21 protein-coding genes are annotated in these 22,376 nt (G+C 72.3%); 13 read left to right on the forward strand and 8 right to left on the reverse strand.

Annotated elements, in window-relative coordinates:
- Positions 1 to 14 precede the first annotated feature (14 nt).
- From mptB to A4U64_RS11520, 4 genes are read left to right on the forward strand one after another with little or no spacing between them, the layout of a single operon-like run.
- Positions 15 to 1,760, forward strand: coding sequence for a polyprenol phosphomannose-dependent alpha 1,6 mannosyltransferase MptB (mptB, locus tag A4U64_RS11505; RefSeq protein WP_029543646.1), 1,746 nt, complete (start codon positions 15 to 17; stop codon positions 1,758 to 1,760).
- Entirely contained in the window at positions 1,757 to 2,701 is a 945-nt protein-coding gene (locus tag A4U64_RS11510) for an ABC transporter ATP-binding protein (RefSeq protein WP_006939255.1), read from the forward strand. Before mptB ends, A4U64_RS11510 begins: the two co-directional genes overlap by 4 nt.
- Positions 2,698 to 3,495, forward strand: coding sequence for an ABC transporter permease (locus tag A4U64_RS11515; RefSeq protein ID WP_044476100.1), 798 nt, complete (start codon positions 2,698 to 2,700; stop codon positions 3,493 to 3,495). The genes A4U64_RS11510 and A4U64_RS11515 overlap by 4 nt, the downstream gene beginning before the upstream one ends.
- 54 nt (positions 3,496 to 3,549) lie before the next feature.
- Entirely contained in the window at positions 3,550 to 4,515 is a 966-nt protein-coding gene (locus A4U64_RS11520) for a COX15/CtaA family protein (RefSeq protein ID WP_006939252.1), read from the forward strand.
- A gap of 79 nt (positions 4,516 to 4,594) precedes the next feature.
- On the opposite strand, the gene A4U64_RS11525 is transcribed toward A4U64_RS11520, so the two are convergent.
- The gene (locus tag A4U64_RS11525) at positions 4,595 to 4,936 is read right to left on the reverse strand and encodes a hypothetical protein (protein WP_006936605.1); all 342 of its coding nucleotides are present in this window, start codon (positions 4,934 to 4,936) and stop codon (positions 4,595 to 4,597) included.
- A gap of 22 nt (positions 4,937 to 4,958) precedes the next feature.
- On the opposite strand from A4U64_RS11525, the gene A4U64_RS11530 reads away from it, so the two are divergent.
- Positions 4,959 to 5,924, forward strand: coding sequence for a quinone oxidoreductase family protein (locus A4U64_RS11530; RefSeq protein WP_006936604.1), 966 nt, complete (start codon positions 4,959 to 4,961; stop codon positions 5,922 to 5,924).
- An 87-nt stretch (positions 5,925 to 6,011) separates the two neighbouring features.
- On the opposite strand, the gene A4U64_RS11535 is transcribed toward A4U64_RS11530, so the two are convergent.
- The gene (locus A4U64_RS11535) at positions 6,012 to 6,989 is read right to left on the reverse strand and encodes a heme o synthase (protein WP_050035221.1); all 978 of its coding nucleotides are present in this window, start codon (positions 6,987 to 6,989) and stop codon (positions 6,012 to 6,014) included.
- A 184-nt stretch (positions 6,990 to 7,173) separates the two neighbouring features.
- Between A4U64_RS11535 and tkt the strand changes: the two genes are divergently transcribed.
- The 5 genes from tkt to pgl are packed head-to-tail and all read left to right on the forward strand — an operon-like array spanning position 7,174 to position 13,629.
- On the forward strand, positions 7,174 to 9,276 hold the full coding sequence (gene tkt / locus A4U64_RS11540) for a transketolase (RefSeq protein ID WP_065922575.1): 2,103 nt from the start codon (positions 7,174 to 7,176) through the stop codon (positions 9,274 to 9,276).
- 5 nt (positions 9,277 to 9,281) lie between these two features.
- Entirely contained in the window at positions 9,282 to 10,418 is a 1,137-nt protein-coding gene (gene tal, locus A4U64_RS11545) for a transaldolase (protein WP_029543636.1), read from the forward strand.
- Positions 10,419 to 10,422: 4 nt separating this feature from the next.
- Positions 10,423 to 11,964 (forward strand): glucose-6-phosphate dehydrogenase, encoded by a 1,542-nt coding sequence (zwf, locus tag A4U64_RS11550; protein ID WP_006936597.1) that lies wholly within the window; start codon positions 10,423 to 10,425, stop codon positions 11,962 to 11,964.
- Complete coding sequence (gene opcA / locus A4U64_RS11555) at positions 11,961 to 12,869, forward strand: glucose-6-phosphate dehydrogenase assembly protein OpcA (protein ID WP_373566476.1); 909 nt, start codon at positions 11,961 to 11,963, stop codon at positions 12,867 to 12,869. The genes zwf and opcA overlap by 4 nt, the downstream gene beginning before the upstream one ends.
- Entirely contained in the window at positions 12,862 to 13,629 is a 768-nt protein-coding gene (pgl, locus tag A4U64_RS11560) for a 6-phosphogluconolactonase (protein ID WP_050035218.1), read from the forward strand. Before opcA ends, pgl begins: the two co-directional genes overlap by 8 nt.
- Before the next feature lie 3 nt (positions 13,630 to 13,632).
- Here the strand turns inward: pgl and A4U64_RS28225 are convergent, their stop codons facing one another.
- Positions 13,633 to 13,794, reverse strand: coding sequence for a hypothetical protein (locus A4U64_RS28225; protein WP_157127583.1), 162 nt, complete (start codon positions 13,792 to 13,794; stop codon positions 13,633 to 13,635).
- A 150-nt stretch (positions 13,795 to 13,944) separates the two neighbouring features.
- Between A4U64_RS28225 and A4U64_RS11565 the strand changes: the two genes are divergently transcribed.
- The 3 genes from A4U64_RS11565 (at position 13,945) to A4U64_RS11575 (ending at position 16,686) form a co-directional block, all read left to right on the forward strand.
- Positions 13,945 to 14,433, forward strand: a complete 489-nt coding sequence (locus A4U64_RS11565; protein WP_050035217.1) for an SRPBCC domain-containing protein — start codon at positions 13,945 to 13,947, stop codon at positions 14,431 to 14,433.
- Positions 14,434 to 14,444: 11 nt separating this feature from the next.
- The gene (locus tag A4U64_RS11570) at positions 14,445 to 14,639 is read left to right on the forward strand and encodes a hypothetical protein (protein ID WP_006936588.1); all 195 of its coding nucleotides are present in this window, start codon (positions 14,445 to 14,447) and stop codon (positions 14,637 to 14,639) included.
- A 160-nt stretch (positions 14,640 to 14,799) separates the two neighbouring features.
- Positions 14,800 to 16,686: an alkyl/aryl-sulfatase gene (locus tag A4U64_RS11575; RefSeq protein ID WP_065922576.1), complete on the forward strand. Its 1,887-nt coding sequence runs from the start codon at positions 14,800 to 14,802 to the stop codon at positions 16,684 to 16,686.
- 37 nt (positions 16,687 to 16,723) lie between these two features.
- Here A4U64_RS11575 and A4U64_RS11580 read toward each other — a convergent pair whose 3' ends face one another.
- The 5 genes from A4U64_RS11580 to A4U64_RS11600 all read right to left on the reverse strand — a co-directional run bounded on the left by A4U64_RS11580 (position 16,724) and on the right by A4U64_RS11600 (position 22,373).
- Entirely contained in the window at positions 16,724 to 17,134 is a 411-nt protein-coding gene (locus A4U64_RS11580) for a nuclear transport factor 2 family protein (protein WP_065922577.1), read from the reverse strand.
- 94 nt (positions 17,135 to 17,228) lie between these two features.
- A complete protein-coding gene (ppc, locus tag A4U64_RS11585) occupies positions 17,229 to 20,000 on the reverse strand; it encodes a phosphoenolpyruvate carboxylase (protein ID WP_050035215.1) in 2,772 nt (923 codons plus the stop codon).
- A gap of 70 nt (positions 20,001 to 20,070) precedes the next feature.
- Positions 20,071 to 20,304: a preprotein translocase subunit SecG gene (gene secG, locus A4U64_RS11590; RefSeq protein WP_003939471.1), complete on the reverse strand. Its 234-nt coding sequence runs from the start codon at positions 20,302 to 20,304 to the stop codon at positions 20,071 to 20,073.
- A gap of 73 nt (positions 20,305 to 20,377) precedes the next feature.
- Complete coding sequence (gene tpiA / locus A4U64_RS11595; protein WP_050035214.1) at positions 20,378 to 21,160, reverse strand: triose-phosphate isomerase; 783 nt, start codon at positions 21,158 to 21,160, stop codon at positions 20,378 to 20,380.
- A 1-nt stretch (position 21,161) separates the two neighbouring features.
- Positions 21,162 to 22,373, reverse strand: coding sequence for a phosphoglycerate kinase (locus A4U64_RS11600; RefSeq protein ID WP_006937693.1), 1,212 nt, complete (start codon positions 22,371 to 22,373; stop codon positions 21,162 to 21,164).
- Positions 22,374 to 22,376: the final 3 nt, after the last annotated feature.

Raw genomic sequence — 22,376 nt, forward strand, 5'->3', positions numbered from 1 at the left:
GCTACGCTGCTCGGGTGCCGTCGCCCACCGTGGAACCCGACCCGACCGGCCCGGCGCCGAGCCGCCGCGCCGCGGACCTCGGAGCCCGTGCCGTGGAACTCGGTCGCCGTGCCCTCGGACTCGACGGCCGCGGCGGCGACCCGGCCGTGGCCGCGATCCTGCACGGCGACGAACTCGAGGGCCGCGGCCTCGACGCCACCGAGACCACCCAGTTGCACCGGATCCGGTTGTTCGGCGCGACGGGCACCGTGCTCATGGCGGTCGGCGCGCTCGGCGCCGGCGCGCAGCCGGTGCTGCAGAATCCCGTCCAGGGTCTGCGCCTGCTCGGGCTGCCCGCGCGCATGCCCAGCGCCGCGCTGACCCTCACCATGACCGGCACCGTGCTGGTGGTCCTCGCGTGGCTGTTGCTCGGCCGCTTCGCGATCGGCCGCCGCGACCCGGACGGGGTGCCCCGCCGGCTCACCCGCTCCCAGCTCGACCGCACGCTGCTGCTGTGGATCCTGCCGTTGATCGTGGCACCCCCGATGTTCAGCAAGGATGTGTACTCGTATCTCGCGCAGAGCGAGATCGCCGCCCGCGGACTCGACCCGTACGGGATCGGCCCGGCCGGTGCCCTGGGCGTCGACCACGTCCTGACCCGTACCGTGCCCAACATCTGGCGCGACACCCCCGCCCCCTACGGACCGGCGATCCTGTGGCTGGGGCAGCGCATCACCGACCTGACCGGCGAGAACATCGTCGCCGGGGTCTTCCTGCACCGCGTCTCCGCGCTCGCCGGGGTCGCGCTGATCGTGTGGGCGCTGCCGCGGCTCGCGCGCCGCTGCGGCGTCGCCTCCGTCAGCGCCCTGTGGCTCGGCGCGGCCAACCCGCTGCTGCTGTTCCATCTCGTCGCCGGCATCCACAACGAGGCCCTGATGCTCGGCCTCATGCTCGCCGGCCTCGAGCTCGCGCTGCGCGGCATCCACACGCCCGATCCGGCGGGGCCGCTGCGCGGCCGGGCACTCGCCTGGCTGCTGGCCGGTTCCGCCGTGATCGCGTTGTCGTCGATGGTGAAGGTCCCCTCGCTGCTCGCCCTCGGCTTCGTCGGGATGGCGCTCGCGCACCGCTGGGGCGGCACCCTGCGCGCCGTGGCCGCCGCCGCCGCACTGCTCGCCGTGGTCGCCGCCGTCGTCGTGGGCGCGGTCAGCTGGGGCAGCGGCCTCGGCTTCGGCTGGACCCAGACGCTCGGCACCGCAACCGAGGTGCGCAGCTGGATGTCCATCCCGACGCTGCTCGGCCTGGGCACCGGCCTGGCCGGGGTGCTGCTCGGGCTCGGCGACCACACCACCGCGATCCTGTCGCTCACCCGGCCCGTCGCCGCGCTGATCGCGGCGCTGGTGACGGTGCGGATGATGTTGGCGGTGCTCACCGGCCGGCTGCATCCCGTCGGCGCGCTCGGCGTGTCCCTCGGCGCGATCGTGCTGCTGTTCCCGGTGGTGCAGCCGTGGTACCTGCTGTGGGCGGTGATCCCCCTGGCCGCGTGGGCCACCCGGCCGATCTTCCGGCTCCCCACGGTGGCGTTCTCGTCGCTGGTGAGCGTGATCCTCATGCCCAACGGCGGCGAGTACCAGCCGTTCATCATCGTCCAGGCGGCCATCGCGACGGTCGTCGTCGTGGGCCTGGCCATCTTCGCCACCCGCAACCGGCTGCCCTGGCGCGACGAGGAGGACGCACCACCGCGTCCCGCCGATTCGCCCGGCGCCTACGCTGGAACCTCGTGACCTCGAGATCCCCCGTCGCTGCGCCACCCGCCGTACGCCTGGAGGGCGTCGTCAAGCGATTCGGCGACCTCACCGCGGTCGACGGTCTCGACCTGACCGTCGAACGCGCCCAGGTACTCGCGCTGCTCGGCCCCAACGGTGCCGGCAAGACCACCACCGTGGAGATGTGCGAGGGCTTCGTCGCACCCGATTCCGGCACCGTGCGCGTCCTCGGGCTCGACCCGATCGCCGACTCCGAGGCCCTGCGCCCGCGGATCGGGGTCATGCTGCAGGGCGGCGGCGCCTACCCGGGGTCCAAGGCCGGGGAGATGCTCGACCTGGTGGCTGCCTATTCCGCGGATCCGCTGGATCCGGCCTGGCTGCTGCGCAGCCTCGGGCTCGAGGAGGCCCGCCGCACCCCGTACCGGCGGCTGTCCGGCGGGCAGCAGCAGCGGCTCGCGCTGGCGTGCGCGCTCGTCGGCCGGCCGGAACTCGTCTTCCTCGACGAGCCGACCGCAGGTCTGGACGCGCAGGCGCGGTTGCTGGTCTGGGAACTGATCGACGCCCTGCGGCGCGACGGAGTCGCGGTGCTGCTCACCACGCACCTGATGGACGAGGCCGAGGAGCTCGCCGACGAGGTCGTCATCATCGATCACGGCCGGATCGTGGCCGCCGGTACCCCCGCCGAGGTCGCCCGCACCGGCGCGGAGGGCCAGTTGTGGCTCACCGCCGCCGCGGGTCTGGACCTCGCTCCCCTGCGCGCCGCCCTGCCGGACACGTTCCGGGTGCGCGAGGCCGGTCCCGGCCGGTACCTGGTGGAGGGCCCCATCGATCCGCAGGTCGTCGCGGTGGCCGCGTCGTGGTGCGCGGACCAGGGCGTCCTGGCCAGCGAGATCCGGGTGGACCAGCGCAGCCTCGAGGACGTGTTCCTGGACCTGACCGGACGGGAGATCCGAGGATGAGCATGTCGCACGAGCGGCTGGCGGCCAACCGGTTCGCCCCCGGCACCTTCAGCCCGCGGCCCCGGCCGAACGCCCCGGCGGCGATGCTCGCCGCGCAGACCCGCATGGAACTGCTGCTGCTGCTGCGCAACGGCGAGCAGCTGCTGCTGACGATGTTCATCCCGATCACCCTGCTGATCGGGCTCACCCTGCTCCCGATCGGCGACCTCGGCGCCACCCGGGTCGACCGGGTCCTGCCGGCCGTGATGACGGTCGCGGTGATGTCCACGGCGTTCACCGGGCAGGCCATCGCGGTCGGATTCGACCGCAGATACGGTGCATTGAAAAGACTCGGCGCCACCGCGCTGCCGAAGTGGGGCATCATCGCAGGCAAGAGCGGCGCGGTCGCGCTCGTCGTGGCGCTGCAATCGATTCTGCTGGGCGGCATCGGCCTCGCCCTCGGCTGGCGCCCCGAGCCGGTCGGGCTGCTCCTCGGGGCCGTCGTCATCGCGCTGGGGACCGTGACGTTCGCGACGCTGGGCCTGCTGCTCGGCGGCACGCTGCGCGCCGAGATCGTGCTGGCCCTGGCCAACATCATCTGGTTCGTGCTGCTCGGCATCGGCAGCGTCGTCCTCGCCGGCGACGGCCTGCACGAGGCGGTGGTGCACGTGGCCCGCCTGGTTCCGTCGGGGGCCCTCGCCCTCGCCCTCGACGACGCGCTGCGCGGCAGCATCGACTGGCTGGCCGTCGCGATCCTCGGCGCGTGGGCGGCCGTCGGCGGCTTCCTGGCGAGCCGGCTGTTCCGCTTCGTCTGACCCGGCACCCCACCCCACTACAGCCTGTAGTGGACCGGCCCGTACCATCGTCATGTGCTGTATCGCGGCTTTCTGAGCCTTGTCGACCGTCTGCCCCTGCCGTCCCTGCGGACCCAGCGGCTGCTCGCGCTGATCGCGATCCTGACCCAGGGCGGTATCGCCGTGACCGGGTCGATCGTCCGCGTGACCGCGTCCGGCCTGGGGTGCCCCACCTGGCCGCAGTGCTTCCCGGGCAGCTTCGTGCCCGTCGGCGTGTCCGAGGAGGTCGCCACCCTGCACCAGGTCGTCGAGTTCGGCAACCGGCTGCTGACCTTCGTCGTCGTCGCCTCCGCCGCGGCGGTCGTGCTGGCCGTGACCCGCGCCCGGCGCCGCCGCGAGGTCCTCACCTATGCCTGGCTGATGCCCGCCGGCACCGTCCTGCAGGCCGTCATCGGCGGCATCACCGTGCTCGCCGGCCTGGCCTGGTGGACCGTGGCGGTGCACCTGCTGGCGTCGATGCTGATGGTGTGGCTCGCGGTGCTGCTGTACGCGAAGGTCGGCGAGCCCGACGACGGGGTGGTCGTAGAGACGATCCCCCGCCCGCTGCGGACCCTCACCGCCCTGTCCGCTGCGCTGCTCGCCGGGGTGCTCGTCGCGGGCACGATGGTCACCGGCGCCGGCCCGCACGCCGGCGACAAGAGCGCCGACAGGCCGGTGCCGCGCCTCGAGATGGACATCGAGTCGCTGGTGCACCTGCACGCCGAGCTGCTCGTCGGATACCTCGGCCTGCTCGTCGGCCTGGCCTTCGCGCTGTACGCCGTCGCCGCCCCCCATCCGGTGAAGAAGCGCCTGCACGTGCTGCTCGCTCTCGTCGTCGCCCAGGCCCTGGTCGGGGTCGTGCAGTACTTCACCGACGTGCCCGCCGCACTCGTCGCCGTGCACGTCGCCGGTGCCGGGCTGTGCACGGCCGCCACGGCGGCGGTGTGGGCGGCCGGGCGGGTCCGCACCACCGAACCGGTCCGCGAACCGGTCACCGTCTGACGCCGGCGCACGCGATACGGCGAAACGGCTCCGGGGGCCGCCCGTGACGGGCGGCCCCCGGAGCCGTTTCGAGGATCGGTCAGCGCTCGTTGCGCGCCCGCGGGAACCGGGTCTGGTTGGCCACCCAGCCGGCCATCTTCTTCCAGTGGCCCTGCTGCGGGGTCGCGATGCTGGTCACCTCCCGGTCCCACTCCGAGACGGTGACGTCCGGCAACGCCTGGACCACGGCGTGCGCGGTGGCGAGATCCCGCACCACCCGGTCGCCGAGCACCCCGTCCTCGGCGACGAGGGTGATGCGCACCGCGCCCCGCGCGACCGGCTGCAGCACCGCCTTGGCGGAGCCGCCGTGCGCGGCGACGAAGCTGCGGAAGGACTTCACGATGTCGGCCGGTGCGGCCACGACCTGAGTATCGGCGCTCATGCCTGCAGAATACTGTGAACGCATGCGCGCAATCGAAGTGGCACGGTTCGGCGGCCCCGAGGTGCTCACCCTCGTCGACCTCCCGGCTCCCGAGCCCGGCCCAGGTCAGCTGCTGGTACGGACCGACGCCGTGGGCATCAACTTCATCGACACCTACTTCCGCACCGGGCTGTACCCGCGGGAGCTGCCGTACGTCCCCGGGACCGAGGGCACCGGCCGCGTCGTCGCGGTGGGTGAGGGCGTGGCCGACGTGGGGGTCGGCGACCGGGTGAGCTGGGCGTCGGCCGACGGTTCCTACGCGGAACAGGTGCTCGTGCCGGCGGCGGTGGCCGTACCGGTGCCCGACCCCGTTCCCGCCGAGCAGGCCGCGTCGGCGCTGCTCCAGGGCATGACCGCGCACTACCTGCTGAATTCGACGTATCCGGCGCAGCCCGGCGAGACGGTGCTGGTGCACGCGGGCGCCGGCGGCGTGGGCCTGCTGCTCACCCAGCTCGCCGCCGCGAAGGACGTGCGGGTGATCACGACCGTCTCCACCGACGAGAAGGAGACCCTGTCGCGGGAGGCGGGCGCGGCCGAGGTGCTGCGCTACACCGACGACCTCGCCGAGCGGGTCCGTGACCTCACCGGCGGGGAGGGCGTCGCGGCCGTCTACGACGGGGTCGGCGCCGCCACGTTCGAGTCGTCGCTCGCATCGCTGCGCATCCGCGGCACGCTGGCGCTGTTCGGCGCCGCCAGCGGCCCGGTGCCGCCGTTCGACCTGCAGCGACTCAACCCGGCCGGCTCGCTGTACGTCACCCGCCCCACCCTCGCGCACCACGTGCGAACGCGCGAGGAGCTGATGTGGCGGGCGGGCGACGTGTTCGCCGCCGTCGCCGACGGCACCCTGACCGTCCGTGTCGGCGCCCGGTATCCGCTGGCGCAAGCGGAGCAGGCACACCGGGACCTCGAGGCCCGCCGCACGACCGGCTCGATTGTGCTGGTCCCCTGAGGCCCGCCCCGAGCGAATGTATCGTTCCGTCGCTCAGCGGCAGCGGACGATACATTCGCTCGGCCCCGGCGCGGACGCTGACGCGGATCAGAAGAACGAGGCGACGGTGCGCAGGTCGAGCACCGAGTCCACGGCCAGGCCCAGGCACACCAGGGCGAGGTAGTTGTTGGACTGCAGGAACAGCTTGAGCGGCTTGACCGCCGCTCCGCCCCGGACGCTGCGGTACAGCTGGTGCGCGACGAGCAGGAACCACGCGCCCGCGGCGACGGTCACCACCGCGTACACCAGGCCGGCGGCCGGCACGAGCACCAGCGTCGCCAGGACGGTCGCCCACGTGTAGAGCAGGATCTGCTTGGTGACGTGCTGCTCGCTCGCGATCACGGGCAGCATGGGCACGCCGGCGGCCTTGTAGTCCTCCTTGTAGCGCATCGCCAGGGCCCACGTGTGCGGCGGCGTCCAGAAGAAGATCACCAGGAACAGCACGATCGGTTCCCAGCTCAGCGAGCCGGTGACCGCGGCCCAGCCGACCATCACCGGCATGCACCCGGCGGCTCCGCCCCACACCACGTTCTGCCAGGTCCTGCGCTTGAGGACCATCGTGTAGACCAGCACGTAGAAGGCGATCGTGGCAACGACGAGCAGGCCGGCGAGCAGGTTCGCCCGCCACCACAGCCACAGGAACGACACGACGCCGAGCACCATGCCGAACACGAACGCGTGCCGGGTCGGGACGGCCTGCCGGGCCAGCGGCCGCAGCGCCGTCCGTTTCATCACCTTGTCGATGTCGGCGTCGACGACACAGTTCAGCGCATTCGCGCTGGCCGCGCCCATCCACCCGCCGAACAGGGTGCTCAGGATGAGCACCAGGTCGACCTCGCCGCGGTCGGCGAAGAGCATCGCCGGGATGGTCGCCACCAGCAGCAGCTCGATCACGCGCGGCTTGGTCAGCGCGATATAGGCGAGCACCGTGCCCGAAACGCGTCCCCACACCGTGTCGGGGCGAGGCGCCCGGGGTGTCTCGGGGGCGCCGAAGCCGTGTCCTCCCGGCCGTTGCCCTGTCCGCACCCTGTCTCCTTGCACCACGCGATTACGCACCTTCGCTCGCCGTCGCCCTACTACGAACGATGGTAGACGTCGCGCAGGCCCGGACCGAATCGACCCGCAAAGCGCAGCACATTACTCTGGAGGGGCGCTCGAGGCTTTCGCGCCCGCACGCTCCCCGTATACCCATGTCAGGAGACTTCTGCTCGTGTCGATCACAGACGAGATCCGCTCTCTCACCCAGGCAGTGCACCCCGCCGACTGGACCGACCTCGACACCAAGGCCGTCGACACCGCCCGCGTGCTCGCCGCCGACGCGGTCCAGAAGGTGGGTAACGGACACCCCGGCACGGCGATGAGCCTGGCCCCGGTGGCCTACACGCTGTTCCAGAGGGTGATGCGGCACGACCCGACCGACCCGCACTGGGTGGGACGGGACCGGTTCGTGCTCTCGTGCGGGCACTCGAGCCTGACCCTCTACATCCAGCTGTACCTGTCGGGCTACGGGCTCGAGCTCGCCGACCTCGAGGCGCTGCGCACGTGGGGTTCGAAGACCCCCGGCCACCCCGAGTTCGGGCACACCGCGGGGGTGGAGATGACCACCGGCCCGCTCGGGCAGGGCCTGGCCTCCGCCGTGGGCATGGCGATGGCGGCGCGCCGCGAACGCGGCCTGTTCGACCCGGACGCGGCGACCGGCGCGAGCCCGTTCGACCACCACGTCTACGTCCTCGCCTCCGACGGCGACATCGAGGAGGGCGTGACGTCGGAGGCCTCGTCCCTCGCGGGCGTGCAGCAGCTCGGCAACCTGATCGTCTTCTACGACGACAACAAGATCTCCATCGAGCACGACACGGCGATCGCGCTCGGTGAGGACGTCGCCAAGCGCTACGAGGCGTACGGCTGGCACGTGCAGACCGTCGAGGGCGGCGAGAACGTCACCGCGATCCTCGACGCCGTCGAGGCCGCCAAGGCCGTCACCGACAAGCCGTCGCTCGTCGTGCTGCGCACCATCATCGGCTACCCGGCGCCGACCAAGATGAACACCGGCGACGTGCACGGCGCCGCCCTCGGCGCCGACGAGGTCGCCGCCGTCAAGACCGCCCTCGGCTTCGACCCCGCCAAGCACTTCGACGTCGACCCGGCCGTGATCGAGCACACCCGCGCCGTCGTCGAGCGCGGCGCGGCGGCCCGCACCGCATGGCAGGCCGAGTTCGACGCGTGGGCGGGCCGGGAGCCGCAGCGCAAGGAGCTGTTCGACCGGTTGCAGTCCGGGGACTTCCCGGCCGGCTGGACCGAGGCGCTGCCCACCTACGAGCCGGCCGCCAAGGGCCCGGCCACCCGCAAGGCGTCCGGCAGCGCCCTCGCCGCGCTCGGTCCGGTGCTGCCCGAGCTGTGGGGCGGTTCGGCGGACCTGGCGGGCTCGAACAACACCACGATCCCCGGCTCGGATTCGTTCGGCCCGGTGTCGATCTCCACGAAGGACTGGAACGCCCAGCCGTACGGGCGGACGCTGCACTTCGGCGTGCGCGAGCACGCGATGGGTTCGATCCTCAACGGCATCGCCCTGCACGGCCCGACCCGCCCCTACGGCGGCACCTTCCTGGTGTTCAGCGACTACATGCGTCCCGCGGTGCGGCTCGCCGCGCTCATGCAGACCCCGGCGATCTACGTGTGGACCCACGACTCGATCGGCCTCGGCGAGGACGGCCCGACGCACCAGCCGGTCGAGCACCTCACGGCGCTGCGCGCCATCCCCAACCTGGCCGTGATCCGCCCCGGCGACGCGAACGAGACCTCGTTCGCGTGGGCCGCCGCGCTGGAGAACAAGACCGGCCCGACCGCCCTGGCCCTGACCCGCCAGGACGTGCCGGTGCTGGAGGGCACCCGCGAGAAGGCCGCCGAGGGCCTGGCCCGCGGCGCGTACGTGCTGGCCGAGGCGTCGAGCGGCACCCCGGAGGTGGTGCTGCTCGGCACCGGCTCGGAGTTGCAGCTCGCCGTCGCGGCCCGCGAGGTCCTCGAGGCCGACGGCGTCCCCACCCGCGTGGTGTCGGTGCCGGTCCTCGACTGGTTCCTCGAGCAGGACCAGGCGTACCGCGACGCGGTGCTGCCGCCGGCGGTGCGTACCCGCGTCTCCGTCGAGGCCGGCCTGGCGATGCCGTGGTACCGCCTGCTCGGCGACGCCGGTGAGGCCGTTTCGCTCGAGCACTTCGGCGCCTCCGCCGACCACAAGACCCTGTTCCGCGAGTTCGGCATCACCGCCGAGGCCGTCGTCGACGCCGCCCGCCGCTCGCTGACCCGAGTGAAGGGATGATCCCGATGACCCAGCAGGTAACCCAGAACGAGAACCTCGCCCAGCTCTCGGCCGCCGGTGTGTCCGTGTGGCTCGACGACCTCTCCCGGGACCGCATCGAGTCCGGCAACCTTGCCGAGCTGATCGCCACCCGCAGCGTGGTGGGCGTGACCACCAACCCGTCGATCTTCCAGGCCGCGCTCAGCAAGGGTCACGTCTACGACGCCCAGGTCCGTGAGCTCGCCCTGGCCGGCGCCGACGTGGACACCACCATCCGCACCGTCACCACCGACGACGTGCGCGCCGCGTGCGACGTCCTGGCCCCGGTGTTCGAGGCCACCGGCGGCGTCGACGGCCGCGTCTCTATCGAGGTCGACCCGCGGCTGGCGCATTCCACCGACGCGACCGTGCAGCAGGCGATCGAGCTGTGGCGCATCGTGGACCGCCCCAACCTGCTCATCAAGATCCCCGCGACGGTGGCCGGCCTGCCCGCCATCGCCCGCGTGATCGGCGAGGGCATCAGCGTGAACGTGACGCTGATCTTCTCGGTCGAGCGCTACGAGCGGGTCATCGAGGCCTACCTCGACGGCCTGACCGCCGCCAAGTCGGCCGGCCACGACCTGTCGACGATCCACTCGGTGGCCTCGTTCTTCGTCTCCCGCGTCGACACCGAGATCGACGCGCGGCTCGAGGCCATCGGCACCCCCGAGGCCCTCGCGCTGCGCGGTAAGGCCGGCGTCGCCAACGCCCGCCTGGCGTACGCGGCGTACCGCCGGGCGTTCGAGTCGGGTGCCCGGTTCGAGCAGCTCGCCGCCGCCGGGGCGCGGCCGCAGCGCGCTCTGTGGGCGTCGACCGGGGTGAAGAACCCGGAGTACTCGGACACCCTGTACGTCACCGAGCTGGTCGCCCCGCACACGGTCAACACCATGCCGGAGAAGACCCTCGAGGCCGTCGCCGACCATGGGGAAGTCACCGGCGACACGGTCACCGGCACCGAGAAGGCCGCCGCGAACGTGTTCTCCGCGCTGTCGACGATCGGGGTGAACCTGCCCGAGGTGTTCCGCAAGCTCGAGGACGAGGGCGTCGAGAAGTTCGAGGTGTCCTGGAACGAGCTGCTCGCCGCCACCTCCGAGCAGCTGATCGCGCACGGCGCGAAGAGCTGACGCGGTGCGCGAACCCGAGACGGCGGCGTGGGTCAACCCACTCCGGGACGAGCGCGATCGGCGGCTGCCCCGGATCGCCGGGCCGTGCGCCCTGGTGATCTTCGGGGTCACCGGTGACCTGGCCCGCCGCAAGCTGATGCCGGCGGTGTACGACCTGGCCAACCGCGGCCTGCTGCCGCCCGGGTTCGCGCTCGTCGGCTTCGCCCGGCGGGACTGGGTCGACGAGGACTTCGGCCGGGTCGTCCACGACGCGGTGAAGGCCAACTCGCGCACCAAATTCCGCGAGGAGGTGTGGAACCGCCTGGCCGAGGGCATTCGCTTCGTGCAGGGCAGCTTCGACGACGACGCCGCGTTCGCCGAACTCGCGTCGACGCTCGCCGAACTGGACAAGGCCCGCGGCACGGGCGGCAACCACGCCTTCTACCTCTCCATCCCGCCGAATGCGTTCCCGGTGGTGTCGGCGCAGCTGAAGCAGTCCGGGCTCGCGATCGCGCGGGAGGGCACGTGGAGCCGCGTGATCATCGAGAAGCCGTTCGGCCACGACCTGACGAGCGCCCGGGAGCTGAACCGGCTGGTCGCCGAGGTGTTCCCCGAGGAGGCGGTGTTCCGCATCGACCACTACCTCGGCAAGGAGACGGTGCAGAACATCCTGGCGTTGCGGTTCGCGAACCAGCTGTTCGACCCGCTGTGGAACGCGCACTACGTCGACCATGTCCAGATCACGATGGCCGAGGACATCGGCCTCGGCGGCCGCGCCGGCTATTACGACGGCATCGGCGCCGCCCGGGACGTGATCCAGAACCACCTGTTGCAGCTGCTCGCGTTCATCGCCATGGAGGAACCGATCAGCTTCGACCCGGCCGAGTTGCGGGCGGAGAAGATCAAGGTGCTCTCCGCGACCAGGCTCGCCGAGCCCCTCGACGAGACCACCGCCCGCGGCCAGTACATCGCGGGCTGGCAGAACGGCGGTCAGGTCGTCGGCCTGCACGAGGAGCAGGGCTTCGCGGCCGACTCGACCACCGAGACGTACGCGGCGATCACGTGCGAGATCGACACCCGCCGCTGGGCCGGAGTGCCGTTCTACCTGCGCACCGGCAAGCGCCTGGGCCGGCGCGTCACCGAGATCGCGATCGTGTTCAAGCGGGCCCCGCACCTGCCGTTCGATCAGACGATGACCACCGAGCTCGGCCAGAACGCACTCGTGATCCGGGTGCAGCCGGACGAGGGGGTCACCCTCCGCTTCGGCTCCAAGGTGCCCGGGTCGGGCATGGAGGTCCGCGACGTCAACATGGACTTCAGCTACGGCCAGGCGTTCACCGAGTCCTCCCCCGAGGCGTACGAGCGGCTCATCCTCGATGTGCTGCTCGGCGTGCCGTCCCTCTTCCCCGTCGACGACGAGGTCGAGCTGTCGTGGAAGATCCTCGACCCGGTGCTCGAGCACTGGGCGGCACACGGTAAGCCCGAACCGTACGAGGCCGGCACCTGGGGACCGTCGGCAGCCGACGAGATGCTCCGTCGCTCGGGCCGCGAATGGAGACGCCCGTGAGAATGCAGTTGCGCAACGCGACCGCGATCGACATCAGCAAGCAGCTGGTCCAGCTGCGGCAGACCGGGGGCATCGTCACGCAGGGGCGCGTGCTCACGCTGGTGGTGTGCACCGACGGTCCGCGCGGACTCGAGGCCGCGATCACCGCGGCCATCGGGGCGTCGCGGGAGCATCCGTGCCGTGTGATCGTCGTCGGCCGCGGCCGCGCGGGCGGCGAACCGCGCATGGATGCGGAGATCCGCATCGGCGGCGACGCCGGCGCCTCGGAGGTGCTGATCCTCGCGTTGCACGGCCCGCTCGCCGACCACCAGGAATCGGTGATCGTGCCGTTCCTGCTGCCGGACACCCCGGTGGTGGTGTGGTGGCCGAACACGCCCCCGGAGGTGCCCGCGGCGGATCCGGTGGGCCGGCTCGCCGTGCGTCGCCTGACGGACGCGACGAACTCGTCGCGCCCCATGGCCGAGATCGTCTCCCGGCTGCCCGGCTACACCCCCGGCGACACCGACCTCGCGTGGGGCCGGATCACCTACTGGCGGGCGTTGCTCGTCTCCGCGCTCGACCAGCCGCCGTTCGAGCCGATCGAGTCGGCGCTGGTGTCGGGGCTCGGCAGCGAACCCGCGGTGGATCTGCTCGCGGGCTGGCTCGCGAGCCGGATCGACGGCCCGGTCCAGCGCGCGGTGGGCGATCTGCGGGTCGAACTGCGCACCCGCACCCAGACGATCTCGCTCGAGCGGCCCCAGGACGGGCGTGTCGCGACGTTGCGGCGCACCGGTAAACCCGATTCGCTGATCACGCTCGCACGCCGCGACTCCTCGGAATGCCTCGCCGAGGAACTGCGGCGGCTCGACCCCGACGAGGTGTACCACTCGGCCCTGACCGCACTGTCCAAGGTGGAGTATGTCTGACGTGCACGACACTTCCCAGAACGTCCGCGTGCGGCGCTGCGAGACGGGCGACGACGTCGCGCGAGCGGCCGCCGCAGCCTTCGTCGAGGCCGTGGTCGCCGCGCAGCACGCCCGCGGCCGCGCGTCGGTGGTGCTCACCGGGGGCGGCACCGGCATCGCCGTGCTCGATGCGGTCCTGCGTGCCCCCGGTGGGATCGACTGGTCCGCGGTCGACGTGTACTTCGGCGACGAGCGATATCTGCCGCCGGGCGACCCGGAGCGCAACGAGGTCCAGGCGCGCGCGGCGCTGCTCGACCACGTGCCGCTCGATCCGGCGCGGGTGCACGCGATGCCCACCCTCGACGAGGCCGGGGCCGGTTCCCCCGACTCGGCGGCGCGCACGTACGAGGAGGTGCTCGCCGCGAACTCCCCCGACGGCACGACCCCCGAGTTCGACGTGCACCTGCTGGGCATGGGCGGCGAGGGCCACATCAACTCCCTGTTCCCGCACACCGACGCGGTGCGCGAGCAGGACCGCTTCGTCGTCGGCGTCGAGGACTCCCCCAAGCCGCCCGCCGCGCGGGTCACGCTCACCCTTCCCGCGATCCGTCGCGCCCGGCAGGTGTGGCTGCTCGTCACCGGTGCGGCCAAGGCCGAGGCCGTCGCGGCCGCGGTGGGCGGCGCCGCCCCGGTGGACGTCCCGGCGGCCGGGGCGTGGGGCCGCGAGCAGACCGTGTGGTTCCTCGATGCGGAGGCCGCCGCGGCACTGCCCGCCGACTGACCGTCACCGCCACGGTCCGTCCCGGTCGGGCTCGCCCGCCCGTGGATCCGGGGGCCGGCAGCCGTCGGTCACGCCGCAGCGCAGGCGCGCGGTCCAGCTCGGGTTGCGGGTCGTGGGCAGCCCGGTGAAGCGGGCACGGCTGCAGCGCACCGTCCTACGGTCCATGGTGGGGCTCCTCCCCTGTGGTGTTCCCTGCCTCGTTCGACGCCGCGGCCGCCCCGGCGGTTCCCCGCCGAGTCGGTCCGACCCCGAACCCGGCAGGGTGACACCCGGCGGATCACAATGGGGACAGCACTGCGTGGAAAGGAGCGTTCGATGAGCACCCCGACCACCGTCCTCGGCGAGATCCGTCCCGAGCACGGCTGTCCGGACGGGTCCTCGCTCGTGACCCTGCACTACGTGCGCAGTTTCGCGCTGCCGGTGGGCGAGGTGTGGGCGGCGTTGACCGAGTCGGACCGGCTCGAACGCTGGTACGGACGGTGGACGGGCGACCCCACCTCCGGACGGGTGCGGCTGACGATGACCGACGAGCACGACACGGCGACGACGGACGTGCGGATCCTGCGCTGCGATCCACCCCACGAGCTCGGCGTCGACCAGGACGGGTGGCATCTCGAGGTCACCTTGAAGCAGGTCGGTGTCGTCACCACGCTCGAGTTCTCCCACCGGCACGTACCGCGGTCGGAGACCTCGGAGGTCGGTCCCGGCTGGCAGTACTATCTCGACCGGCTCGACGCCGTGCTCGCCGGCCGCGCCCTGCCCCGCTGGGACGGCTACCTCGACCTCGCCGACGAGTACCGCTGAACACCGCACAGGTGCTGGGCCGGCTCGCCGACGCCCTCGGCCACCGCGGAATCCGTCTGTACCCGGCCCGCGACAGCGGGGTGGTCCGCGACGTGCTCGTCGCCGCCGGGGACGAGGCCTTGCTCGCGCACGCGCATCCGACCGTGGAGGCGGCGGGCACCGCTGCCCGCGTCGAACTGGACGAGGCCGACGGTCCGGATCGGTGACTGCGCCCGCGCACGCCGGAGCCGCACGCTCCGTCTGCACGGGTCCGGCCGCCTCGCCGGCGGCGGGCAGCGCCGGCGGCGGATTCCCCGATTCCGTGCACCCGCCGCGACGGGCCGACCGTACCCTCGACACAGCCGAGATTCCGAGGAGGGCGGCGTCATGAACGCAGGCGGTGCCAGCGAGACGACCCGGCGGAACCTGCAGGCCGCGGCGGCCGCGCTGCCCGCGGACGACGGGCAGGATTCCGAGGACGTGACGCGCGGGTTCGTCGGCCGCAGCGAGCAGCGGCGGATCACCGGCGCGGACGGGCGGGTGGTGTGGGACCTCGACGCCTACGCGTTCCTGGACGGGTCCGCGCCGGAGACGGCGCATCCGAGCCTGTGGCGGCAGGGACGGCTGCTCGCCGAGGACGGCCTGTTCGAGGTGGTGCCGGGGATCTACCAGCTGCGCGGATTCGACCTGTCGGTGATGACCGTCGTCGAGGGTGAGGCCGGGGTGATCGTGATCGACCCCCTGATCAGCGCGGAGACCGCCGCGGCCGCCCTGGCCCTGTACCGCGGGTACCGCGGCGACCGACCCGTCTCCGGGATGATCTACACCCACTCCCACGTCGACCACTTCGGCGGTGTCAAGGGTGTGCTCGACCCGGGGCTCGTCGAGGCCGGGACGGTCCCCGTCGTCGCCCCGGCCGGGTTCCTCGAACACGCGGTGGCGGAGAACCTCTTCGCCGGCACGGCGATGTCGCGCCGCTCGGGCTACATGTACGGCGCGGCGCTCGAGAAGGGTCCGGCCGGTCAGATCGGGGCCGGGCTGGGCCAGACCACCTCGGCCGGCACCGTCACGCTCATCGCGCCGACCGTCGACATCACCGCGACCGGGCAGGAACTCACCGTCGACGGGGTGCGGATGGTCTTCCAGCTCACCCCCGGCACCGAGGCCCCGGCCGAGATGAACATCTGGTTCCCCGATCGGCGTGCCCTGTGCGCGGCGGAGAACGCCACCCACACCATGCACAACATCCTCACGCTGCGCGGCGCGGTGGTGCGCGACGCGCACGCCTGGGGCCACTACCTCAACGAGACGATCGGCCTGTGGGGCGACGCACTCGACGTCGTGTTCGCCTCGCACCACTGGCCGACGTGGGGCCGCGAACGTGCGCTCGAATTCCTGTCCGTGCAGCGCGACATGTACCTGTACCTGCACGATCAGACGCTGCGGATGATGAACCAGGGGCTCGTGGGCGCGGAGATCGCCGAGCGGTTCGAGATGCCCCCGGCCCTGGCGGCCGCGTGGCACACCCACGGCTACTACGGCTCGGTGAGCCACAACGTCAAGGCGATCTACCAGCGGTACATGGGGTGGTACGACGGCAATCCCGCCAACCTGTGGGCCCATCCCCCGGTCGAGGCAGCCCGCCGGTACGTCGACGCCATGGGCGGCGCCGACGCCGCCCTCGCCGTCGCGCGGGACGCCTTCGAGGAGGGCGACTACCGCTGGGTGCTCGAGGTCTGCAAGCATCTGCTGTTCACCGACGACACCGACCAGGCCGCCCGGGCCCTGCAGGCCGACGCGATGGAGCAACTCGCGTACGGCTCCGAGAACGGCACCTGGCGCTGCATCTACCTGGCCGGCGCGAAGGAGCTCCGCGACGGGATCTTCGGCTCGCCCGTGCAGTCCTCGGGCGACTTCCTCGATGCGCTGACCGTCCCGCAGCTCTTCGACAGCCTGGCCGTGCGGGTGGACGGGCCGCGCGCGTGGGACCTGCGGCTCGTGATCTCGTGGATCCTCACCGACCTCGGGATCACGTATCTCACGGAGCTGCGGCACGGCGTGCTCAACCACCGGACCGTCGACGCGCCGCTGCCGGGCAGCACGGTGTTCACCCTCACCCGCCGCACGCTGATCGGTGCGCTCACCGGGCAGCTGGATCCGGCGACGGCCCTCGCGGACGGGACGATCGCGGTGACGGGCGACCCGACGGTGGCGGGCCGGCTCTTCGAGGTGCTCGCACCGGTGGATCCGGACTTCGCGATCGTCACGCCCTGACTCCCGCCGCTGCCGGGACCGCGGCGCGGTCCGGAGGTCAGCCGGGCCTGAGCACGCCGGCGTCGCCGAGGTCGTGGGACACGGTGAAGGTGCGGGAGGTCAGGCGCCAGCCGTCCCGGGTGCGGGTCCACCGATCGTCGTATTCGCCGAAACACTCGTAACTCGCTCCGGCGGCCGGACCCGCGCCCTGATGGTGGACGCGGGCATACGTCAGTGACCGGGCCCGGTCGCCGTCGACCTCGACACGGTGGTTGCCCAGCAGATGCTGCGACGGTCCGCAGCCACCGAGGTGCGCGCGGACCACGGCGACGATGCCGTCGCGGCCCGCGGCACCGTAGCCGGTGGCAGAGTCGGTGAAGGCGGCCCCGAGGGCCTCCCAGTCGCGGCGGTCGAGGGCGGCGGCGAGCTCGGCGAGCCGTTCGATGATCTGTTCGCGGTCGTGTGTCACCTGTCCCGTTGTAGCGGGCTCACGGCCGTGCGGGGCGCCGTCTTCCCGCTGAGCGGGCACGGGGCCCCGGCGTTCGGCCGCTGTCACCCCGCCGCTAGCCGCTGTTGCGCAGCGCGGTCGCGAGCCCGTTCATCGTCAGCTGGATGCCGCGGCGGACCCGGTCGGTGTCCTCGCCCGCGCGGAATCGGCGCAACAGTTCGACCTGCAGGTGGTTCAGCGGCTCGAGGTACGGGAAGCGGTTGTGCACCGATCGGGCCAGCGCCGGGTTGTCCGCGGTCAGGTCGGGGTGACCGGTGATCGCCAGGTAGGTGCGCACGGTGCGGTCGTGTTCGGCGGTGATCTTGTCGAACACCCGGTGCCGCAGATCGGGATCGGGCACCAGCTCGGCGTAGCGCGCCGCGAGACCGAGGTCGGACTTGGCCAGCACCATCGCCATGTTGGACAGCACGGTGCGGAAGAACGGCCAGCGGCGGTACAGGCCGGTGAGGGTGGCCAGACGCTCGTCGTCGCCGCCGATCCAGGTCTCGACGGCGGTGCCGGTGCCGTACCAGCCGGGCAGCATGACCCGGGACTGGGTCCACGCCAGCACCCAGGGGATCGCCCGCAGGTCGGCGATCGACGACGTCGGCTTGCGGGAGGTGGGCCGGCTGCCGATGTTCAGGGCCCCGATCTCCGCGACCGGCGTGGCGGTCCGGAAGTACTCGACGAAGCCGGGGGTCTCGTGTACCAGGTCGCTGTAGGCGGTGCGGGCGAGTTCGGCGAGCTCGTCGAGCACCGCGTACGCCGGGGCGGCGTCGCTGCCGAGTCCCTCGACGTCGAGGAGGGTGGACTCGAGGGTCGCGGCGACGAGTGATTCGAGGTTGCGGCGCGCCAGCTTCGGCTCGGCGTACTTCGCGGCGATCACCTCGCCCTGCTCGGTCAGCCGCAGCGAGCCGGCGACGGCCCCGGGCGGCTGCGCGAGGATCGCGTCGTAGCTCGGGCCACCGCCGCGGCCGACGGTGCCGCCGCGGCCGTGGAACAGGCGCAGCCGGATCCCGGCGGTGCGCGCGGCCTCCACCAGGTCGAGTTCGGCCCGGTACAGCGCCCAGTTCGCGGCGAGGTACCCGCCGTCCTTGTTCGAATCCGAGTAGCCCAGCATGACCTCCTGCACGCCGCCGGCGGCGTCGACGAGGTTGCGGAACTCGGGGACGGCAAGGGCGGCGGTGAGGATCTCGGCGCCGTGCCTCAAATCGTCGATGGTCTCGAACAGCGGGATCACCGCGACCGGGCAGCGCGGTCCCGCGACGTCGTGCTCGACGAGACCGACCTCGTCGAGCAGGATCACGGCCTCGAGCAGATCGGACACCGACCCGCACATGCTGACGATGTAGTGCGGCACCGCCTGGGGTCCGAGGCGCGCGACGGCGTCGGCGGCGGCGCGCAGCACGCCGAGTTCGCGGGTGGTGTCGGCGCCGAGCCGCGCGCCGGGCGCGCTGAGGGGCCGACGGGTGCGCAACTCCGCGGCGAGCAGGGCGACCTTCTCGTCCTCGGGCAGGGTTGGATAGTCGTCGGTGACGCCCGCCCAGGCGAGCAGTTCGGCGATCACCCGGCCGTGCACCTCGGAGTTCTGCCGCAGGTCGAGGGAGGCGAGGTGGAAGCCGAAGGCCTCGACGGCGCCGCGGACGTGCGCGAGCCGGTCGTCGGCGAGGGCGGCGCCGCCGCCGGCGCGCAGGGCGACGTCGAGGATGTCGAGGTCGGCGAGCAGGTCGGCGGGCGTGTCGTAGCCGGCCAGTGGGCTCGGCAGCGCGTGCGGGGGCGGTTCGTCCAGCAGTCGTGCCGCGGTGGCGGTCAGGCGGCCGCGGATGCCGCGCAGCGCGCGGCGGTACGGTTCGTCGGCGCGCGACGGGGCGTCGTCACCGGAGGCGTCGGCGAGCCGGCCGAGGTCGTCGGTGATGCGGACCAGGCGCGCGGACATCGACAGTTCCCGCTCGAGCTGTTCGAGCTCGGCGAGGTGGTGGCCGAGGGCGGTCGCGGCGGCCCGGTCGGTGGCGCGGTGGACGACCTCGGCGGTCACGTTGGGGTTGCCGTCGCGGTCGCCGCCGATCCAGGTTCCGGTGCGCACCAACGGGTCCGGCAGCAGGGGGACGCCGGGCCAGCGTTCGCGCAGGGCGCGCCGGACCTCGGCGTTGAGGGCCGGGACGACGCGGAACAGGGAGGCGTCGTAGTACCGCAGGCCGACCTCGATCTCGTCCTGGATGCGGAGGCGGGCGAGCCGGATGAGGGCGGTCTGCCACAGGGTGAGGATCTGCCGCCACAGCTGCAGGTCGATGTCGGAATGCTCGTCGGGCTCGGCGCGTTCGCGGCGGCGCATGAGGTCGGTGATGCGGCTCTGCACGTCGAAGACGGTTCGGCGGCGGGTCTCGGTGGGGTGGGCGGTGATCACCGGGGAGACGAGGGCGCCGTCGAGCGCGGCGGCGACCTCGGCGGGGTCGAGTTCGGCGGCGTCGAGTTTGCGGTAGGTGGCGGCCAGCGAGCTGTCCTGTGCCGGTTCCCCGGCGCGCACGTGCACGGCGCGGCGGCGTTCGCGGTGCAGGTCCTCGGCGAGGTTCGCCAGCAGCGCGAAGTGGCTGAAGGCGCGGATGACGGGGAGGGTGTCGTCGGTGGGGACGTCGGCGAACATCGCCGCGACCTCGGCCCGGTCGATCTCGGAGCGGCGCACCCGGAAGCTCTCGACGCGGGCGCGTTCGACGAGGGCGAAGAGGTGCTCGCCGGCCTGTTCCCGGACGATGCGGCCCAGCATCCCGCCGAGCAGCCGGATGTCCTGGCGCAGGGGCTCGGTGGCGGAGCGGGACCCGGAGGGGTCGGCCGGGCGGGCGGTATCCGTCATCCGGTCAGTATCGCGGCCGACGCACGACGGCGCGACCCGGAATTCCGGGTCGCGCCGTCGTGCGGAGCGATCAGCTGAACTTGATCTGCAGGCCGATGCCGAGGATGGCGATCAGCCAGACGATGCCGGTGAAGACGGTCAGCCGGTCGAGGTTCTTCTCGGCGACACTGGAGCCGGACAGGCTGGACTGGACACCGCCACCGAACAGGGTGGACAGACCGCCGCCCTTACCGCGATGCAGCAGCACGAGCAGGATCAGCAGCAGGCTGGTGGTGATCAGCAGGATGTCGAGGAACAGTGCCATGGCGCCAGACTACAGGGCGCCGTCGCGGCGTCCTTCCGGGCCTCGGGAGGATCCGGAAGGGCGCCACGGGTGCTTACAGCGGGCCGCCCGCGGCGATCGCGGAGAGCTGTGCGAACTCGTCGGCCTTGAGCGAGGCGCCGCCGACGAGACCGCCGTCGATGTCGGGCTGGGCGACGAGCTCGCCCACGTTCTTGGCGTTGACCGAGCCGCCGTAGAGCACGCGGACGGCGTCGGCGACCTCCGGGGAGGCGAGCTCGGCGAGGGTGGCGCGCACCGCGGCGCACACCTCCTGGGCGTCGGCGGCCGAGGCCACCTTGCCGGTGCCGATGGCCCACACCGGCTCGTACGCGACGACGATCTTCGCGATCTCGTCGGACGAGAGCCCGGCGAGGGACCCGCGCAGCTGGGCGACGTTGTGGGACACGTGCCGGCCGGCCTCGCGGACGTCGAGGCCCTCGCCGATGCAGACGATCGGGGTCAGCCCGTGCCGCAGGGCCGCCTTGGTCTTGGCGAGCACGCTCTGGTCGGTCTCGCCGTGCAGCGTGCGCCGCTCGGAGTGGCCGACGACGACGTAGGCGCAGCCCAGCTTGGCCAGCATCGCACCGCTGATCTCGCCGGTGTAGGCGCCGGAGTCGTGGGCGGAGACGTCCTGGGCACCGTAGGTGAGCAGCAGCTTGTCGCCCTCGATCAGCGTCTGGACGCTGCGGATGTCCGTGAACGGCGGCAGCACCGTCACGTCCACCTTCTCGAGGTACTTCTCCGGCAGCGCGAAGGCGATCTTCTGCACCAGGGCGATGGCCTCGAGGTGGTTGAGGTTCATCTTCCAGTTGCCGGCGATGAGCGGCTTACGGGTCATCTCAGGCCTCCAGTGCAGCGATGCCGGGCAGTTCCTTGCCCTCGAGGTACTCGAGGGAGGCGCCGCCGCCGGTGGAGATGTGCGAGAACCCGTCCTCGGGCAGGCCGAGCAGGCGCACCGCCGCGGCCGAGTCGCCGCCGCCGACGACGCTGAACGCGCCGGCGCGGGTGGCCTCGACGATCGCCTCGGCGACCCCCTTGGTGCCGGCCGCGAACTTCTCGAACTCGAACACGCCCATCGGGCCGTTCCAGAACACGGTCTTGGCGCCGGTGAGGTACTGGGCGAACCGGGCCACCGACTCGGGTCCGATGTCCAGGCCCATCCAGCCGTCCGGGATCTCGGTGACGGGCACCGTCTCGGCCTCGGCGTCGGCGGCGAACGCGTCGGCGACGACCACGTCCTGCGGGATGTGGATGACGTCGCCGAACCGCTCGAGCAGGCCCTTGCAGGTCTCGGTCATCGACTCCTCGAGCAGCGAGTTGCCCACCGAGATACCTTGCGCCGCAAGGAAGGTGAAGCACATGCCGCCGCCGATGACGAGGGTGTCGACCTTGGGGGCGAGGGCCTCGATCACGGCGAGCTTGTCGGAGACCTTCGAGCCGCCGAGCACCACCGCGTAGGGCCGCTCCGGATCGGCCGTGAGCTTGGCCAGCACCTCGACCTCGGCGGCGACGAGGTTGCCCGCGTAGTGCGGCAGCAGGTTCGCCACGTCGTACACCGACGCCTGCTTGCGGTGCACCACACCGAATCCGTCGGAGACGAACGCGCCGTCCTCGCCGACGAGTTCGACGAGCTCGCGCGCCAGCGCCTGCCGCTCCGCCTCGTCCTTGCTGGTCTCGCGCGGATCGAAACGGATGTTCTCGAGCAGGAGGATGTCGCCGTCGGTCAGGCCCTCCGAGCGGGCCAGCGCGTCCTGTCCGACGACGTCGCCGGCGAGCTGGACGTTGCGGCCGAGCACCTCACCGAGCTTCGCCGCGACCGGGGCGAGGGAGAACTTCGGATCGGGCTCGCCCTTGGGCCGGCCCAGGTGGGCGGTGACGACGACCTTCGCGCCCGCCTCGGCGAGCGCGGCGATCGTCGGGGCGGACGCGACGATGCGGCCGGGGTCGGTGATCGTCGCGCCGTCCAACGGGACGTTGAGGTCCGAGCGCACCAGCACGCCACGACCCTCGACGCCGGCGTCGAGCAGATCCTTCAGGGTCTGAACTGCCACTGT

Origin of the sequence: Rhodococcus sp. WB1, from assembly GCF_001700945.1 — a bacterium.
GTDB lineage: Bacteria > Actinomycetota > Actinomycetes > Mycobacteriales > Mycobacteriaceae > Rhodococcus > Rhodococcus aetherivorans.

Excerpts from the sequence above, each read along its gene's own strand:
- A4U64_RS11515 (WP_044476100.1), top strand. The coding sequence starts at position 2,698 with ATGAGCATGTCGCACGAGCGGCTGGCGGCCAACCGGTTCGCCCCCGGC.
- A4U64_RS11525 (WP_006936605.1), bottom strand. The coding sequence starts at position 4,936 with ATGAGCGCCGATACTCAGGTCGTGGCCGCACCGGCCGACATCGTGAAG.
- A4U64_RS11530 (WP_006936604.1), top strand. The coding sequence starts at position 4,959 with ATGCGCGCAATCGAAGTGGCACGGTTCGGCGGCCCCGAGGTGCTCACC.
- tal (WP_029543636.1), top strand. The coding sequence starts at position 9,282 with ATGACCCAGCAGGTAACCCAGAACGAGAACCTCGCCCAGCTCTCGGCC.
- pgl (WP_050035218.1), top strand. The coding sequence starts at position 12,862 with ATGTCTGACGTGCACGACACTTCCCAGAACGTCCGCGTGCGGCGCTGC.
- A4U64_RS28225 (WP_157127583.1), bottom strand. The coding sequence starts at position 13,794 with ATGGACCGTAGGACGGTGCGCTGCAGCCGTGCCCGCTTCACCGGGCTG.
- A4U64_RS11565 (WP_050035217.1), top strand. The coding sequence starts at position 13,945 with ATGAGCACCCCGACCACCGTCCTCGGCGAGATCCGTCCCGAGCACGGC.
- A4U64_RS11575 (WP_065922576.1), top strand. The coding sequence starts at position 14,800 with ATGAACGCAGGCGGTGCCAGCGAGACGACCCGGCGGAACCTGCAGGCC.
- ppc (WP_050035215.1), bottom strand. The coding sequence starts at position 20,000 with ATGACGGATACCGCCCGCCCGGCCGACCCCTCCGGGTCCCGCTCCGCC.
- secG (WP_003939471.1), bottom strand. The coding sequence starts at position 20,304 with ATGGCACTGTTCCTCGACATCCTGCTGATCACCACCAGCCTGCTGCTG.
- tpiA (WP_050035214.1), bottom strand. The coding sequence starts at position 21,160 with ATGACCCGTAAGCCGCTCATCGCCGGCAACTGGAAGATGAACCTCAAC.